The organism is Rhodococcus sp. NPDC019647 (assembly GCF_044389235.1).
Lineage (GTDB): Bacteria > Actinomycetota > Actinomycetes > Mycobacteriales > Mycobacteriaceae > Rhodococcus_F > Rhodococcus_F oxybenzonivorans.
The window spans coordinates 834,166-847,738 of the sequence record NZ_JBIRXS010000001.1; the positions used below are offsets into that span (position 1 = coordinate 834,166).

Annotated in this window: 10 protein-coding genes; all 10 read right to left on the reverse strand. The window is 69.3% G+C overall.

From position 1 onward, the window contains the following. Positions 1-1,299 (reverse strand): CoA transferase, encoded by a 1,299-nt coding sequence (locus ACH49N_RS04035; RefSeq protein WP_358274169.1) that lies wholly within the window; start codon positions 1,297-1,299, stop codon positions 1-3. 76 nt (positions 1,300-1,375) lie between these two features. Beyond that, complete coding sequence (locus ACH49N_RS04040) at positions 1,376-2,284, reverse strand: 3-methyladenine DNA glycosylase (RefSeq protein WP_397504400.1); 909 nt, start codon at positions 2,282-2,284, stop codon at positions 1,376-1,378. Between the two features lie 2 nt (positions 2,285-2,286). Beyond that, positions 2,287-3,375, reverse strand: coding sequence for a hemolysin family protein (locus tag ACH49N_RS04045; RefSeq protein WP_358274058.1), 1,089 nt, complete (start codon positions 3,373-3,375; stop codon positions 2,287-2,289). Beyond that, positions 3,368-4,729 (reverse strand): hemolysin family protein, encoded by a 1,362-nt coding sequence (locus ACH49N_RS04050; RefSeq protein WP_159922496.1) that lies wholly within the window; start codon positions 4,727-4,729, stop codon positions 3,368-3,370. The genes ACH49N_RS04045 and ACH49N_RS04050 overlap by 8 nt, the downstream gene beginning before the upstream one ends. A 284-nt stretch (positions 4,730-5,013) precedes the next feature. Continuing rightward, positions 5,014-6,450 (reverse strand): GuaB1 family IMP dehydrogenase-related protein, encoded by a 1,437-nt coding sequence (locus ACH49N_RS04055; protein WP_159922494.1) that lies wholly within the window; start codon positions 6,448-6,450, stop codon positions 5,014-5,016. Positions 6,451-6,453: 3 nt separating this feature from the next. Beyond that, entirely contained in the window at positions 6,454-7,332 is an 879-nt protein-coding gene (locus ACH49N_RS04060; RefSeq protein WP_159922492.1) for a DMT family transporter, read from the reverse strand. 5 nt (positions 7,333-7,337) lie between these two features. Continuing rightward, positions 7,338-8,729 (reverse strand): DEAD/DEAH box helicase, encoded by a 1,392-nt coding sequence (locus ACH49N_RS04065; protein ID WP_358274060.1) that lies wholly within the window; start codon positions 8,727-8,729, stop codon positions 7,338-7,340. A gap of 88 nt (positions 8,730-8,817) precedes the next feature. Further along, positions 8,818-10,266 carry an NADP-dependent phosphogluconate dehydrogenase gene (gene gndA / locus ACH49N_RS04070; RefSeq protein WP_358274062.1) on the reverse strand — a complete coding sequence of 483 codons (1,449 nt, stop codon included), beginning with the start codon at positions 10,264-10,266 and terminating at the stop codon, positions 8,818-8,820. A gap of 152 nt (positions 10,267-10,418) precedes the next feature. Further along, positions 10,419-12,329, reverse strand: coding sequence for a DEAD/DEAH box helicase (locus tag ACH49N_RS04075; RefSeq protein WP_358274172.1), 1,911 nt, complete (start codon positions 12,327-12,329; stop codon positions 10,419-10,421). A 273-nt stretch (positions 12,330-12,602) separates the two neighbouring features. Continuing rightward, positions 12,603-13,556, reverse strand: coding sequence for a M56 family metallopeptidase (locus ACH49N_RS04080; protein ID WP_109335106.1), 954 nt, complete (start codon positions 13,554-13,556; stop codon positions 12,603-12,605). Positions 13,557-13,573: the final 17 nt, after the last annotated feature.

Genomic DNA, 13,573 nt, shown 5'->3' on the forward strand with positions numbered 1-13,573 from the left:
TCAGGTGGTTGCTGCCCACACCGCTGGATCCTCGCCCCACGGGCGGGCAGGGAAAGGGTAGTCGTCGTACTCGGCCAGTGCCGGGCGGCTGGTAATCGAAGTTCCGTGGGACACTACGCAGTTCGGTCCGGGAACGGCGGCGGCCGGCGGGTCGGCGGACCGGCCGGGTGCACTCAGCAACCACGCACCAGTGCGCGCGAGGGAGACGTCGACGGTCCGGCCGCAGCCGTCGGATCGGTGCGCGGTCAGCGCGTCGACGATGCCGGCGGCGAGCAGATATCCGCTGGCGTGATCGAGAGCCTGCGCGGGCAGCGCGCCGGGGGCGTGCCCACCCGCGACGAGCGAGATACCTGATGCGGCCTGGACGATGCTGTCGAAGCCCCGCCTACCCGCCCAGGGTCCGGTGCGGCCCCACGCACTCACCCTGCCCCGCACCACCCGTGCGGGTGCGCGATCGAGGAGGGTGTCGAGGGCGCCCGGACGGTAGCCGGTGACAACCACATCTGCGTCGGCAAGAAGCTCCTCCCACCGCCTGCGGCCCGCCACCGACGTCACATCGAGCAGCGTCGACCGTTTACCCTGCCCGGTATCGAGATGCTGCACGGCGATTTCGGGGAGAAACGGCGGGTCGATGCGCAGGACCTCGGCGCCCAGGAGCGCCAGCGTGCGGGTGGCGACGGGGCCGGCGATCACCCGGGTCAGATCGAGAACCGTGATCCCGCTCAAGGGTGTCGTCGCGGAGGCCTGCCCGGACCGCAGCGCCCCCGGCGAATGAGCGGGATGAACGACGGTGGGAACCAGGTCACCCGACGCCGCGGCCGCACCCTGCGGGGTGGCCGCCCACTCTTCCTGCGTGCGGACGGCCGACGCCACGGCGTGCGCGGCGAACGCCCGTTCCTCGACCTCGGCCGCGGTGAATTCGCGGAGCCGGCCGGCCACCGCCTCCCGGCCGGCATCCTCGGCGAGGTCGATCGCCCCGACAAGCCGGTGACGGTGGTGCGGATAGTTGGCGTGGGTACGCACCCAACCGTCGGAGACAGCAAAGAAGCCGGACAGCTCAGCGAACCCGGACACCGGTGCCCCCGCCACCCGCAACAGCCGGTCGCTGGAGAACGCTGCTGCGATCCGCTCGGGGTCGAGCCGCCACGACCGCGGACCCCACCCGCAGGACACCCGGTATCTGTCGACGGCGGTAGCGACGGCCGCGAGCGACCCCGCCGCCAGGTCGAAGACGGGAAGCCGAGCGGCGAGGAAGGCGCCCGGGTCGGGGCACTCGATGCGGTGGGAGCCGGGCGGCACACCGACACTGCGCTCGTACTCGCCCAGCAGCCGTCGAATCCCGGTCACCGAACCCCCCAGCCTCGAACGGCGAACTCTACGACAGCAGTTGACGGCACCGCTCGAGCAGGCCGGCGCGCAGCGGGGCGGCCCGTTGCGCGAGGTGCTGCTGCCGTCGTACGTATTCTGCACGCCCGGTGGGAGTCTCGATGGGCACGGGGGCGTATCCGTACTCGGACAGGTCGTACGGGCTGGCCTGCATGTCGAGTTCGCGTGCGGCGAGTGCATGCTCGAAACAATCCATCACCAGGTCCGAGTCGACGAGCGGCCCAAGTTTGTACGCCCACTTGTACAGATCCATGCCCGCGTGCAGGCAGCCGGGTTGTTCGCGGCGGATCTGGCCGTCCCGGTCGAGTGCGGACTCGTTGCGGGGCGCCGCCGCAGGGGTGAAGAACCGGAACGCGTCGTAGTGGGTGCAGCGCAAAGGCATCGATTCGACCACCGCGTCGGTGCCGTCGAACCCGAGGCGCAGCGGCACCCTCTGGTGGCGGATCGCCTCGGCGCCGCCCCGGTACACCATCGCCCATTCGTGCAGGCCGAAGCAGTTCAGGCGTGGAGTCCGGGCTTGCGTGGCCGCCAGAAGACCGGCCACGAATTCGACGGTGCTTCGGCGATGCTCGAGCACCGCGGGGTCGACGGTGACAACAGCGTCTCCGTCGACGGCTTCCGACCGGTAACCGGTGTAGCGGAGGTAGTCGTCGGACCCGGGACCGGTGAGCGCGGACCCGTAACCCGGGTGCCATCGACGCAACTGGTTGGGGCGCAAGCTGTAGTAGGTGAAGAGGAAGTCGTGCACCGGATGGCTGATTCCGGCCGCCTTGCGTTCCTGATACGGCTCGACGATTCGTGCCACCCGATCGCGGTGGCGGGTCCGTCGAGCCGTCCAGTCACCGGACGCCAGCACCTCGAGCGGGCGTCCGGTGACCGTGTTGTCGGGGGGCCGCACGGTCAACTCGTCCGCTGCCCCGGGTTCATCCCGTTCACCCGGTGGGTGCCGTCACGCACGGTGCCCACGTACTCCTCGACGAGGTCTTCGAGTGCGACGATCCCGACGATCCGGCCCGACGGGTCCGCAGCCGCACCGAGGTGGGAACTGGCCCGGCGCAGACCCGCGAGTGCCTCGGCGAGCGGTGTGGTGGTCGCCATGCGCGGCAGCGGACGAATATCGGAGCGGGGGATCACGGTGTCCGGGCCGGCGTCCTCGTCGAGGACGTCGTCGAGAACGTCCTTGAGGTGCAAATACCCGAACAAGGAACCGTCGTCGGCGCGGACCGGGTAGCGAGAGTACCCGGTTTCGATCACCGCTTCCTCGATGGCGCCGAGGCGGGTGCCGCCCGCCGACAGCGGCACCGTGCGGACCTTGTCGAGAGGAATCATCACCTCGCTGACCGTGCGGTCGGTCGTTTCGAGCGCCTGGGTGAGCCGACGGTGCTCCTCCGCGTCGATCAGTCCCTCCGAGCGGGACTCGCCGATCATTTCCGACAACTCCACCGCCGAGACGGTGACGTCGAGTTCGTCCTTGGGTTCGACGCGCATCAACCTCAACGTGGCGTTGGCGCACAGGTTGTAGAAGGAAATCAGCGGCCGGGCCAAAGTGATGAACATCAAATGCACGGGCACCAGCAGCATCGCGGACCGTTCAGGTCCCGCGAGAGCGATGTTCTTCGGCACCATCTCCCCGAGCAGGATGTGCAGCACCACGACGAGTGCCAGGGCGACGGTGAACGCCACCGGATGCAGCAATCCGTCGGGCAGGCCGACGGCGTGGAGCGGCACTTCGAGCAGGTGCGCAATCGCCGGTTCGGCGACCTTGCCGAGCAGGATGGAGCAGATCGTGATGCCGAGCTGGGCGGCCGCCAGCATCAGCGACAGGTTCTCGCCGGCCAGGATCACCGTCCGGGCACGTTTCTTTCCTTGCGCTTCGAGCGCCTCGAGGCGGTCACGGCGGGCGGAAATGAGGGCGAATTCGGCGCCGACGAAAAACGCGTTGCCGGCGAGCAGCACGAAGGTGAGCAGCATTCCGAAAAGATCACTCATCGTCGGCCTCCTCCTCGTCCGTCTCCACGGGAACCGGTGTGAGCAGCACCCGGTCGATACGCCGTCCGTCCATGTGGGTCACCGTCGCGATCCACCGGCCGTCGGGGTACAGCGCCGTGTCGGGTACGGGCAGTTCCACCTTGTCGCCGTCTACCGGAATCCGGCCCAGATGGGTGAGGACCAGGCCGCCGAGGGTTTCGTACTCGCCCTCCGGTGCCGTGTAGCCGGTGGTCTCGGACACCTCGTCGATACGCAGCAGACCGGAGCACGACCAGCCGTCACCGATGCGCTGGACGTCGATCTCCGGTTCGTCGTGCTCGTCGCGGACGTCACCGACGATTTCCTCGATCAGGTCCTCCATGGTGACCATGCCCGCGGTGCCGCCGTACTCGTCGACCACCAGCGCCACCTGCATTCCGTCGGAACGAATCCGCTCCATGAGGGCGTCACCGTCGAGGCTCGACGGCACCACCGGGACCTTCTGCGCGAGGGTGTTGAGGCGGGTGGTGCGGCGACGACCGGCAGGCACCGCGAACGCATGCTTGATGTGCACGATTCCGACGGAGTCGTCGAGGTCACCGTCGACGACGGGGAATCGGGAGAACCCGGTGCGGGCGGCGGTGTCGATCAGATCGGCCACAGTGTCGGTGGTGGCCAGCGACTCGATTTTCACCCGCGGTGTCATCAATTCCTCGGCGGTGCGTTCACCGAATCGCAGGGAGCGGTTGACCAGCAACGCTGTTCCCTTGTCGATGGCGCCGCGCTGGGCGGAGGTGCGGACCAGAGAACCGAGTTCCTGCGGTGACCGCGCCGACCGCAATTCCTCTGCAGGCTCGATGCCGAGGCGCCGGACCAGCCAGTTGGCCGTTCCGTTGAGCCCGTTGATCGCCCACTTGAAGATCAGGGAAAACGCCGCTTGCATGCCTGCCGTCGCACGTGCCGTGGGCAGGGGATGGGCGATGGCCAGGTTCTTGGGGACCAGTTCCCCGAACACCATGGAGAACGAGGTGGCGAGGACCAGGGCGATCACCAACGACGTTGCCGCGGCGGCGGATTCGCTGAAACCGACCGCGGACAGCACCGGGGTGATGAACCGGGCCAGGACCGGTTCCGACAGGTAGCCGGTGACGAGTGTGGTGATCGTGATGCCGAGCTGCGCGCCCGACAACTGGAACGACAGCGTGCGGTGGGCGTGCTGGACCTGCTTCGAACGCCGGTCACCGTCGCGGGCCTGCGAATCGACGGTGCTGCGTTCGAGTGCGGTGAGGGAGAATTCCGCTGCGACGAACAGTGCGGTGCCTGCGGTCAAGGCGAGGAAGCCGAGCAGAGCGAGAATGCTGAGTGCGATGTCCATCTGTCATCGCCACCAGGGAAGCGAGGGGAGGCCGCCGGGTTTGTCGCCCGGCTCGCTAGAGGAGCCCTCCGAACCGGCGGAATCAGATTCTGATTCTGCTGAGGCAATGACAGGTGGAGCGCTTGCTGCGTGTGTGGGTGCCGCGGGCACCGGAGTCCTTCCGTTCGGCCTCGGCGTCCGGAGAAGTCCGGCACCGAGAACTGGTGTGGTTCAGCGACCCATGATACCGGTGGATGTCCGGTTCCGTGGAACAGGACATCCACCGGCACCTCACGGCGCTGCGGTCACCAACCGGCCGGAAGGGGGCGGCCCTCGGCGAATCCGGCCGCCGACTGCACCCCGAGCACCGCCTGGGCATGCAGTTCCTCGAGGGTGCGGGCGCCGGCGTAGGTGCAGGTGCTGCGCACCCCGGAGCAGATGTGGTCGATCAGGTCCTCGACTCCGGGGCGTTCCGGGTCCAACCGCATCCGGGAACTGGAGATACCCTCCTCGAACAGTCCTTTCCGGGCACGGTCGAAGGCGGTGTCGGTGGCGGTGCGCGCGGCGACAGCACGCTTGGATGCCATCCCGAAGCTTTCCTTGTACGCGTTGCCGGCCTGGTCGACGTGCAGGTCGCCGGGGGACTCGTAGGTGCCGGCGAACCAGGACCCGATCATGACGTTCGACGCGCCCGCGGCGAGCGCAAGCGCCACGTCACGGGGGTGACGGACGCCTCCGTCCGCCCAGACGTGCGCACCCAGCGCCCGGGCCTGGGCGGCGCATTCCGCGACGGCCGAGAACTGGGGGCGGCCCACCCCGGTCATCATCCGGGTGGTGCACATGGCGCCCGGTCCGACACCGACCTTGACGATGTCCGCGCCCGCGTCGATCAGATCACGGGTTCCGGCCGCGGAGACGACGTTGCCCGCCACGAGCGGCACACCGAGGTCGGCCTTCTTCAGGGCGCCGAGCGCGTCGATCATTTTCTGCTGGTGACCGTGCGCCGTGTCGACGACGAGGAGGTCGGCGCCGGCGTCGACGAGCGCGCGGGCCTTCGCGGCGACGTCTCCGTTGACGCCGACGGCGGCGGCGATGCGCAGCTGCCCGGCCTCGTCGACCGCGGGCTGGTAGATGCCGGCCCGGATCGTGCCGGTGCGGGTGAGGACCCCGGCCAGGGTGCCGTCGGGGTTGACGATCACGGCGAGCGAATCGTGCCGGCCCTCGAGCAGTTCGAACACCTCGCGCGGGGTGGCGGTGACCGGGGCCGTGACGAAGTCGGTGAGCGCCACGGACCGCAGTCGGGCGAATCGGTCGACGTCCGAGCAGGCTGCCTCGGTGACCACGCCGACGGGCCGGTTGGTGTCGACGACGACGACCGCGCCGTGGGCCCGTTTGGGAAGCAGCGCGAGGGCGTCGGACACGGCGGCATCCGGACCGAGCGTGACGGGGGTGTCCGCCACCAGATGCCGGCTCTTCACGAACGACACGGTTTCCGCGACCGCCGGGATCGGAAGGTCCTGCGGAAGTACGACGAGACCGCCCCGGCGCGCCACCGTTTCGGCCATGCGGCGGCCGGAGACGGCGGTCATGTTGGCCACGACGATCGGAATGGTGGTCCCGGTGCCGTCCGAGGTGGACAGGTCGACGTCGAACCGGGAGGTGACCTCGGTGCGGCTGGGCACCAGGAACACGTCGTCGTACGTCAGGTCATAGGGAGGGCGTTGCCCGTCGAGAAACTGCACGTCTCACGACGATACCGGGGAAGTTGCGGCGGTGCCTGCCGTGCGCTGCGCCTGCGACCGGGACAGCCCGATTGTGGCGATCAGCATCACCGCGACCGCGCACCCGACCACGATCAGTCCGGGCCCGTCGACGCGCAGGCGTTCGTCGAGGACCGTCATGCCGAGGAAGACGGCCGCGAGGGGTTCGGCGATGGTCAGCGCCGGCAGGGACGCCGACAGCGGGCCCACCTGGAACGCGCGTTGCTGCAGGTACACCCCTACGAGCCCGGCGGCGACCAGTGACCACGTCTGCCAGCTGCTCAGGACCGTCCACAGTCCGCGGGGAACGAGTTCCACCACATACTTGGTGAACGCGACCGCGACACCGTAGAGGATGCCGCTGGCGGCGCCGAGGAGGAGGGCCCGCCACCCCGGGTCGATCTTCGTCATCCCGGCGACCGCGGCGACGGCCACCACCGACACGACGATCGCCAGGGGAATGACCCATTCCCGGAACGGGGCGTCGATGTTTCCCTCGGTGGGATTACCGACGACGAGAAACAGTGCGAGAGCGGCGGCCAGGGCGACGGCCAGAACCCAGGTGGTCCGGTTGAGCCGGTAGCCCGAGAATTTCGCCGACAGGGGGAGCGCGAACAGCAGGGCGGTGACGAGGAGAGGTTGCACGACGAGCACCGACCCGAGCGCCAAGGCGACGGCCTGCATGATGTAGCCGCCACCGTCACCGGCGACACCGGCCCACCACCGGGGGCTGCGCACCAGCGACGTCATCAGGCCCGCATCCTCGGGGACCGCGGACGCGGCGCTCTGCTGCGCGACCGAGGCACACGCGAAGAGCAGGGCCGCGACCAATGCGCACAGGACCGACGCGAGCGGCAGGGACATGCCTCTCAGTGTGCTCCGCGACTGCGGTGTCCGTGCGGAGTTGAGCCATGTCCGGGATTGCGCCCACGCCGACGTCCGGCTCGGGCCGGCACCTCACCGACGCGGCCGCGCCGGGACGGGCGATCGCCGGTATCGGCGGCCCGGCGACCCTTCTTCGGGGTGTCCTGGGCGGGTGCCCGGGTGTCCGGTGCGGGCACCGGTTTACCGCTGGGGCGGCGGGCGCCGGTGAGTTCCGTCAACAGCCGGTCGCCGGGGCGCACCTGCACACCCGCCACATCGACCCCCGCCGTGCGCGTCATCTGCTCGACGGCGGCGCGTTCGTCCTCCGTCACGAGGGTGACCACCACCCCGGCCTCACCGGCCCGCGCGGTCCGCCCGGCGCGGTGCAGGTAGGCCTTCGGTTCGGCGGGCGGGTCGACGTGGACCACCAGGGAGATGTCGTCGACGTGGATGCCGCGGGCCGCGACATCCGTGGCCACCAGCACCGGGGTCGTTCCGTCCGCGAACGATGCGAGGGTGTGGGTGCGGTGGTTCTGGGTCTTGCCGCCGTGCAAGGCGCCCGCCGAGATGCCGGCGGCATGCAATTCCTTCGCCACCCGGTCCACCCCGTGCTTGGTGCGCACGAACATCAGAGTGCGCCCCGACCGCGCACCGATATGTGCGACCACCGAATATTTGTCGTCCCGGTCGACGTAGAGAAGGTGATGGACCATCGTCATCACCGCGGCCGAGGCGGGCGCCGTCGAATGGGTGACCGGGTCGCGCAGGTAGCGCCGGACGAGGCTGTCCACCTCACCGTCGAGGGTGGCGGAGAACAGAAGTCGCTGCCCTCCCGGAGGTGTTTCGTCCAGGATCCGCACGACCTGGGGGAGGAAACCCATCTCGGCCATGTGGTCGGCCTCGTCGACCGTCACCACGGCAACGTCGTCGAGGGAGACCGAACCCTGACCGAGATGGTCGGCGAGGCGCCCGGGTGTCGCGACCAGAAGATCGACTCCCCGCGACAACACCTCCACCTGGCGCTTGATCGGGATGCCGCCGACCACCGTGGCCACCCGCAGTCCCATCGACAGTGCCGGTTCGTCGAGCGCCCGTTCGATCTGCAATGCCAGTTCACGGGTGGGAACGAGGACGATCCCGCGGGGGAATCCGCGGCGACTGGCCGCACCCGCGAGGCGCACCAGCATGGGCAACCCGAACGCGAGCGTTTTGCCGGACCCGGTGGGGGCGCGGCCCAGCACATCCTTGCCGGCGAGGGCGTCGGGAATGGTGGCAGCCTGGATGGGGAACGGCGCGCGAATGCCGCTGCGGTCGAGGGCATGGGTCATGACCGCGGGCACACCGAGTCCGAGGAACGTCTCACCCACCGGTGCGGAGGTGTTCTCGTGTTCGGGCATGCCCAGAAGGCTACCGCCTGCGAGAAGGCACGCCCGACGCCTCGACCGCGACGTCAGCGCACTGCGTCACGGCCGAGGCGGAGGAATGTCAGGCCTGCACTTCGCTGCGGTCACCGCTCCACAGCGTGTGGAACTTACCTTCGGCGTCGGTCCGCTCGTAGGTGTGGGCACCGAAGAAGTCACGCTGCCCCTGCGTCAGCGCCGCGGGCAACCGCTCCGCGCGCAGGGCGTCGTAATAGGACAGCGACGAGGCGAACGCCGGGACCGGGATACCGAGCAGGGTCGCGGTGGACACCACCCGACGCCAGCTGTCGATAGCGGTCTCGATGGCGTCCCGGAAATAAGGCGCGAGGATCAGGCTCGGCAGCGCCGGGTTCTCGTCGTACGCGTCCTTGATGCGGTTGAGGAAACGTGCCCGGATGATGCAGCCGCCGCGCCAGATGGTGGCCAGATCGGCGGGGTGCAGGTCCCAGTCGTATTCGGCGCTGCCCGCGGCGATCTGGTCGAAGCCCTGCGCGTAGGCCACCACCTTCGACGCGTACAGCGCCTGGCGGATGTCCTCGGTGAACTGAGCGGCGTCGGCGGGCTTGTCGGCGAGCTGACCGGACGCCAGACCGACAGCGGCCTTGCGCTGCTCCCGGGAGCCGGACAAGGCTCGCGCGAACACGGCCTCGGCGATCCCGGTGACGGGCACACCGAGGTCGAGAGCGGACTTGACGGTCCAGCGGCCGGTGCCCTTCTGCTCGGCGGCGTCGACGATCACGTCGACGAGGGCCTTGCCCGTCTTCGCGTCCTTCTGCTTCAGCACCTCGGCGGTGATCTCCACCAGATAGCTTTCGAGATCGCCGGAGTTCCACTCGGTGAACACCTCGGCGATCTTGTCGGCGTCGTACCCGAGTGCGTCACGGAAAAGGTTGTACGCCTCACCGATCAGCTGCATGTCGGCGTACTCGATGCCGTTGTGGACCATCTTCACGAAGTGCCCGGAGCCGTCGGGGCCGATGTGGGTGCAGCACGGGGTCCCGTCGACCTGCGCGGCAATCGATTCGAGCAGCGGTCCCAGAGCCTCGTACGACTCCTTGGGGCCGCCCGGCATGATCGACGGGCCGTTCAGCGCCCCCTCTTCACCGCCGGAGATGCCGGCGCCGACGAAATGCAGGCCGCGCTCGCGCAGCGACGCCTCCCGCCGAATGGTGTCCGTGTACAGGGCGTTGCCACCGTCGATGATGATGTCACCCGGCTCCATCGCCGCAGCGAGCTCCTCGATGACCGCGTCGGTGGGGTCGCCGGCCTTGACCATGATCAGCACGCGGCGCGGCTTCTGCAGCGCTGCCACGAAGTCCTCGACCGTTTCGGTGCGGACGAAGTCGCCGTCGCCGCCGTGCTCCGCGATGAGCGCATCGGTCTTGGCGATGCTGCGGTTGTGCAGAGCCACGGTGTGCCCGTGCCGGGCGAGGTTGCGGGCGATGTTCGAGCCCATGACGGCCAGTCCCGTCACGCCGATCTGGGCGCGGGCGCCCTCGTTGGTGATAGTCATGAATACAGCATTCCCTCTCGCCCGGCGGTTGTGAAATCGGCGTATGACGAATGAGCCGTCCCAGACACACATACGAAGGCCGGCCCACGCATTCGCGCGGGCCGGCCTCGTGTCAACGATATCGATGTTCAGTTGTGTCCTGCACGCACCGCTCAGCTGCGCTGTTCGCGCCGTGGTCCGTCGAAACCGTCGTACGAGCGGCGGTCGGTGCGGCTACGGAAACCACCACCGGTTGCGGCGGGACGCCGGTCCGGTGAGGCCGCGCGTTCGGTTTCGCGCCCTGCGCGGGGGTCGGGACGGCGATCGTCCCGGCGGAATCCGCCACCACGGTTGTCGCGGTCCGCGAAGTCGCGGCGGGGTGCGCTGCGGTCGAAGCTCCGCTCACCGGTGCCGCGATGGCTCTCGCCGCGGTCGCCGTAGTCGCGGCGCGGTGCGCCACTGCTGCTGCCGCCGTACTCGCGGCGCGGCGCGCTGTCCCCGAAGTCCCTGCGCGGGGCCCGGTCGCCGAACGTGCGGTTGTCCCGGTCACCGCGGTAGCCGCTGCTCCGGTTGTCGCCACCACGGTTGTCGCCGTCGCGCTGGGGGCGGTCGCCCCGGTAACCACCGGAGCGGGTGTCCGACTGGTCCCGGCGGGGTCCGCGGTCGTCGAAGCTGCGGCCACCGGACGGGCGGTCACCGAAGCTGCGGCCGCCGGACGGGCGGTCACCGCGTCCCTCGGAGGAGCTGCGGTTTCCGCGGTAGCCACCGTCTCGGCCGCCGAACCCACTTTCACGGCGGGGTCCGCGGTCGCCGAAGCGGCGGTCGCCACCACGGTCACTGCGGAAGGCGGGATCCTTCACCGGTTGCCCGGTGGGGACCTTCGCGCCGGTGATGGTGGTGAGGACCTCGGATCCGGGCGCGACGGGCACTGCCGTGGCGTCGACCCCGGCCATCCCCGTCAGCTTCCGGAAGGTGCGCTTCTGATTCGGGAGCACGATCGCGACGACCGTGCCCTTCTCACCGGCGCGGGCGGTGCGCCCGGCACGGTGCAGGTAATCCTTGTGATCGGCAGGCGGATCGACGTGGACAACCAGGTCGATACCGTCGACGTGGATACCGCGCGCCGCAACGTCCGTCGCGACGAGCACAGGGGTGCGGCCGTTCTTGAAGCGCTCGAGGACGCGGGTCCGCTGGTTCTGCGCCTTGCCGCCGTGCAGCGACTCCGCGGCGATCCCGACCGCACGCAACCGGTCGGTGATGCCCTCGCAGCCGAGCTTGGTGCGGGCGAACATGATGGTGCGGCCTTCGCGCGCACCGATTTCCGCCAGAACATTGTCTTTCTGACCGCGGTCCACCAGGAGGACGTAGTGCGCCATCGTGTCGACGCTGGCGCGCCCGTCCTCGGTGGAGTGCTGCACGTGGTCGGGCAGGAACTGCCGGACCAGCGACTGCACCTCACGGTCGAGGGTGGCCGAGAACAGCAGCCGCTGACCGTCGGCCGGGGTCTCACCGAGGATGGAACGCACCTCGGGCAGGAAGCCCATGTCCGCCATCTGGTCGGCCTCGTCGAGCGCGGTGATCTCGATGGAGTCGAGGACGCAGGTGCCCTGACGCATGTGATCACCGAGGCGCCCGGGGGTGGCGACGAGGATGTCGACGCCACGGCGCAGCTGGTCGACCTGCTTGGTGAACGGGGTGCCGCCGACCGCCGGGCGCACGGTCAGACCGAGCGCACCCGCGTACGAGTTGAGGGAATCCACGACCTGGAAGGCGAGTTCGCGGGTGGGAACGAGAACCAGGGCGCGGGGACGCTTGGGCGCCGGCCGGTCTTCGTGGCGGGCGAGACGGGTGAGCATGGGCAGGCCGAAGGCCAGCGTCTTACCCGATCCGGTCTGTGCGCGGCCGAGGACGTTCTTGCCTGCGAGCGCGTCCGGAACGGCCAGGGCCTGAATGGGCGACGGGGTGGCGATGGAATTCCGGAGGAGAGCCTGCACCAGGGATTCGGGAAGGCCGATCTCGGCGAACGTCACCGTCTCGGTGGTGTTCTCCTCGGAAACAGAGCTGACGTCTTCTGCAGACGTCATGGGGACAGCAGTCACTGGGACAGCGGTCATTTGCACAGCGTTGGTCACGCGGGATACCTCTCCGGGCATTAGGGCGCGTCGCGGAGCGGGGCTGTCATGCAGCACGCACAAAGGGACGAGCCAGGGCACATGTCACCTGGTCAATCCATTCGCGGAAGTGCGGGGAATTGGGCTGTGTGCCGTTTCAGTGTTGATGGGCCGCAGTGGCGACCGTGAACCAGTGTACGGGACGGGCGCCCGGATACCGAACCGGCGGAGTTGTGACGTGAGTGACTACGCCGCCGAGAACAGGCGGCTCAGTTCGGTGAGCCAGGGAACGGCCACCGCGACCGTCGGAACCACCAGGATGGCCACCGACGCCGTGTAGGCGGCGATGGCGACCGGCACGGCCGATTCGGAGGAGGCGAGTCGCTGCACCCTCAGCAGCGTGCTCGGACCGCCCGCAGCCATCGCGCCCTTCGGCGCCGTGGAGCCGGAGCAGGCGACGAGCGCACGAGCGAGGGCTGTCGGCCCGGTGGCACGCACCGCCGAATCATCGGCGAGCATCTCGACGAGCAACTGCACGGAGCCGAGGGCGGACTTGCTGCGGACCACGGTGGGAAACGCGGCGTTGACCGCGGTGAACGCTTCGAGGACCAGGTCGTGGCGGGCGCGCAGATGCGAACGTTCGTGGGTGAGGATCGCGGTGATCTCGGCGTCGTCGAGATTGGCGAACGTGCCCTGGCTCAACACGACCCGCTGACGCAGGCCGGGCAGGCAGTACGCGATGGGTTCGGTGACGTCGAGGATTCTCAGGTCGGGTGTACGGGCCAGCGGGGACGTCGAGTCACATCGGTCCAGCAGATCGACGAGCATGCGGTGCCGGGCACGTCGGCGCCGGGTGCGGAACCCCACCTGAACCACCGCGAACATCAGCTTGGCGCCGACCAGCAGGGTGAGGGCGAACACCACCACGTACAGCAGCCAGAGGGGAAGGCCGAGCGCGTCGATCTCTTCCACCGGCGCGGTGGTGGGCCGTCCGTCCGGACCGGGCACGAGGAGCTGGCTGGCTATCGCGAGGCCGGAACTGAAGGCGGACAGGACGGCGGCGAGGGCGATCGCCTGCCACAGCACGAGCGCTGCCCGCGGAGCCCGGTGCGGCCACCGGGCACGGCTGAGCAACGCAGGAACCGGTCCTGCGAGAAGAAGGGCGAGTATGCCGAATACCAGCGCGGTGGTGGCGTCCATGTCCCACTCATCATGCA

Bases quoted from the DNA above. Each gene is read 5' to 3' on its own strand.
- gndA (WP_358274062.1), bottom strand. From the start codon at position 10,266: ATGACTATCACCAACGAGGGCGCCCGCGCCCAGATCGGCGTGACGGGA.
- ACH49N_RS04065 (WP_358274060.1), bottom strand. From the start codon at position 8,729: ATGCCCGAACACGAGAACACCTCCGCACCGGTGGGTGAGACGTTCCTC.
- ACH49N_RS04075 (WP_358274172.1), bottom strand. From the start codon at position 12,329: ATGACGTCTGCAGAAGACGTCAGCTCTGTTTCCGAGGAGAACACCACC.
- ACH49N_RS04050 (WP_159922496.1), bottom strand. From the start codon at position 4,729: ATGGACATCGCACTCAGCATTCTCGCTCTGCTCGGCTTCCTCGCCTTG.
- ACH49N_RS04045 (WP_358274058.1), bottom strand. From the start codon at position 3,375: ATGAGTGATCTTTTCGGAATGCTGCTCACCTTCGTGCTGCTCGCCGGC.
- ACH49N_RS04060 (WP_159922492.1), bottom strand. From the start codon at position 7,332: ATGTCCCTGCCGCTCGCGTCGGTCCTGTGCGCATTGGTCGCGGCCCTG.
- ACH49N_RS04080 (WP_109335106.1), bottom strand. From the start codon at position 13,556: ATGGACGCCACCACCGCGCTGGTATTCGGCATACTCGCCCTTCTTCTC.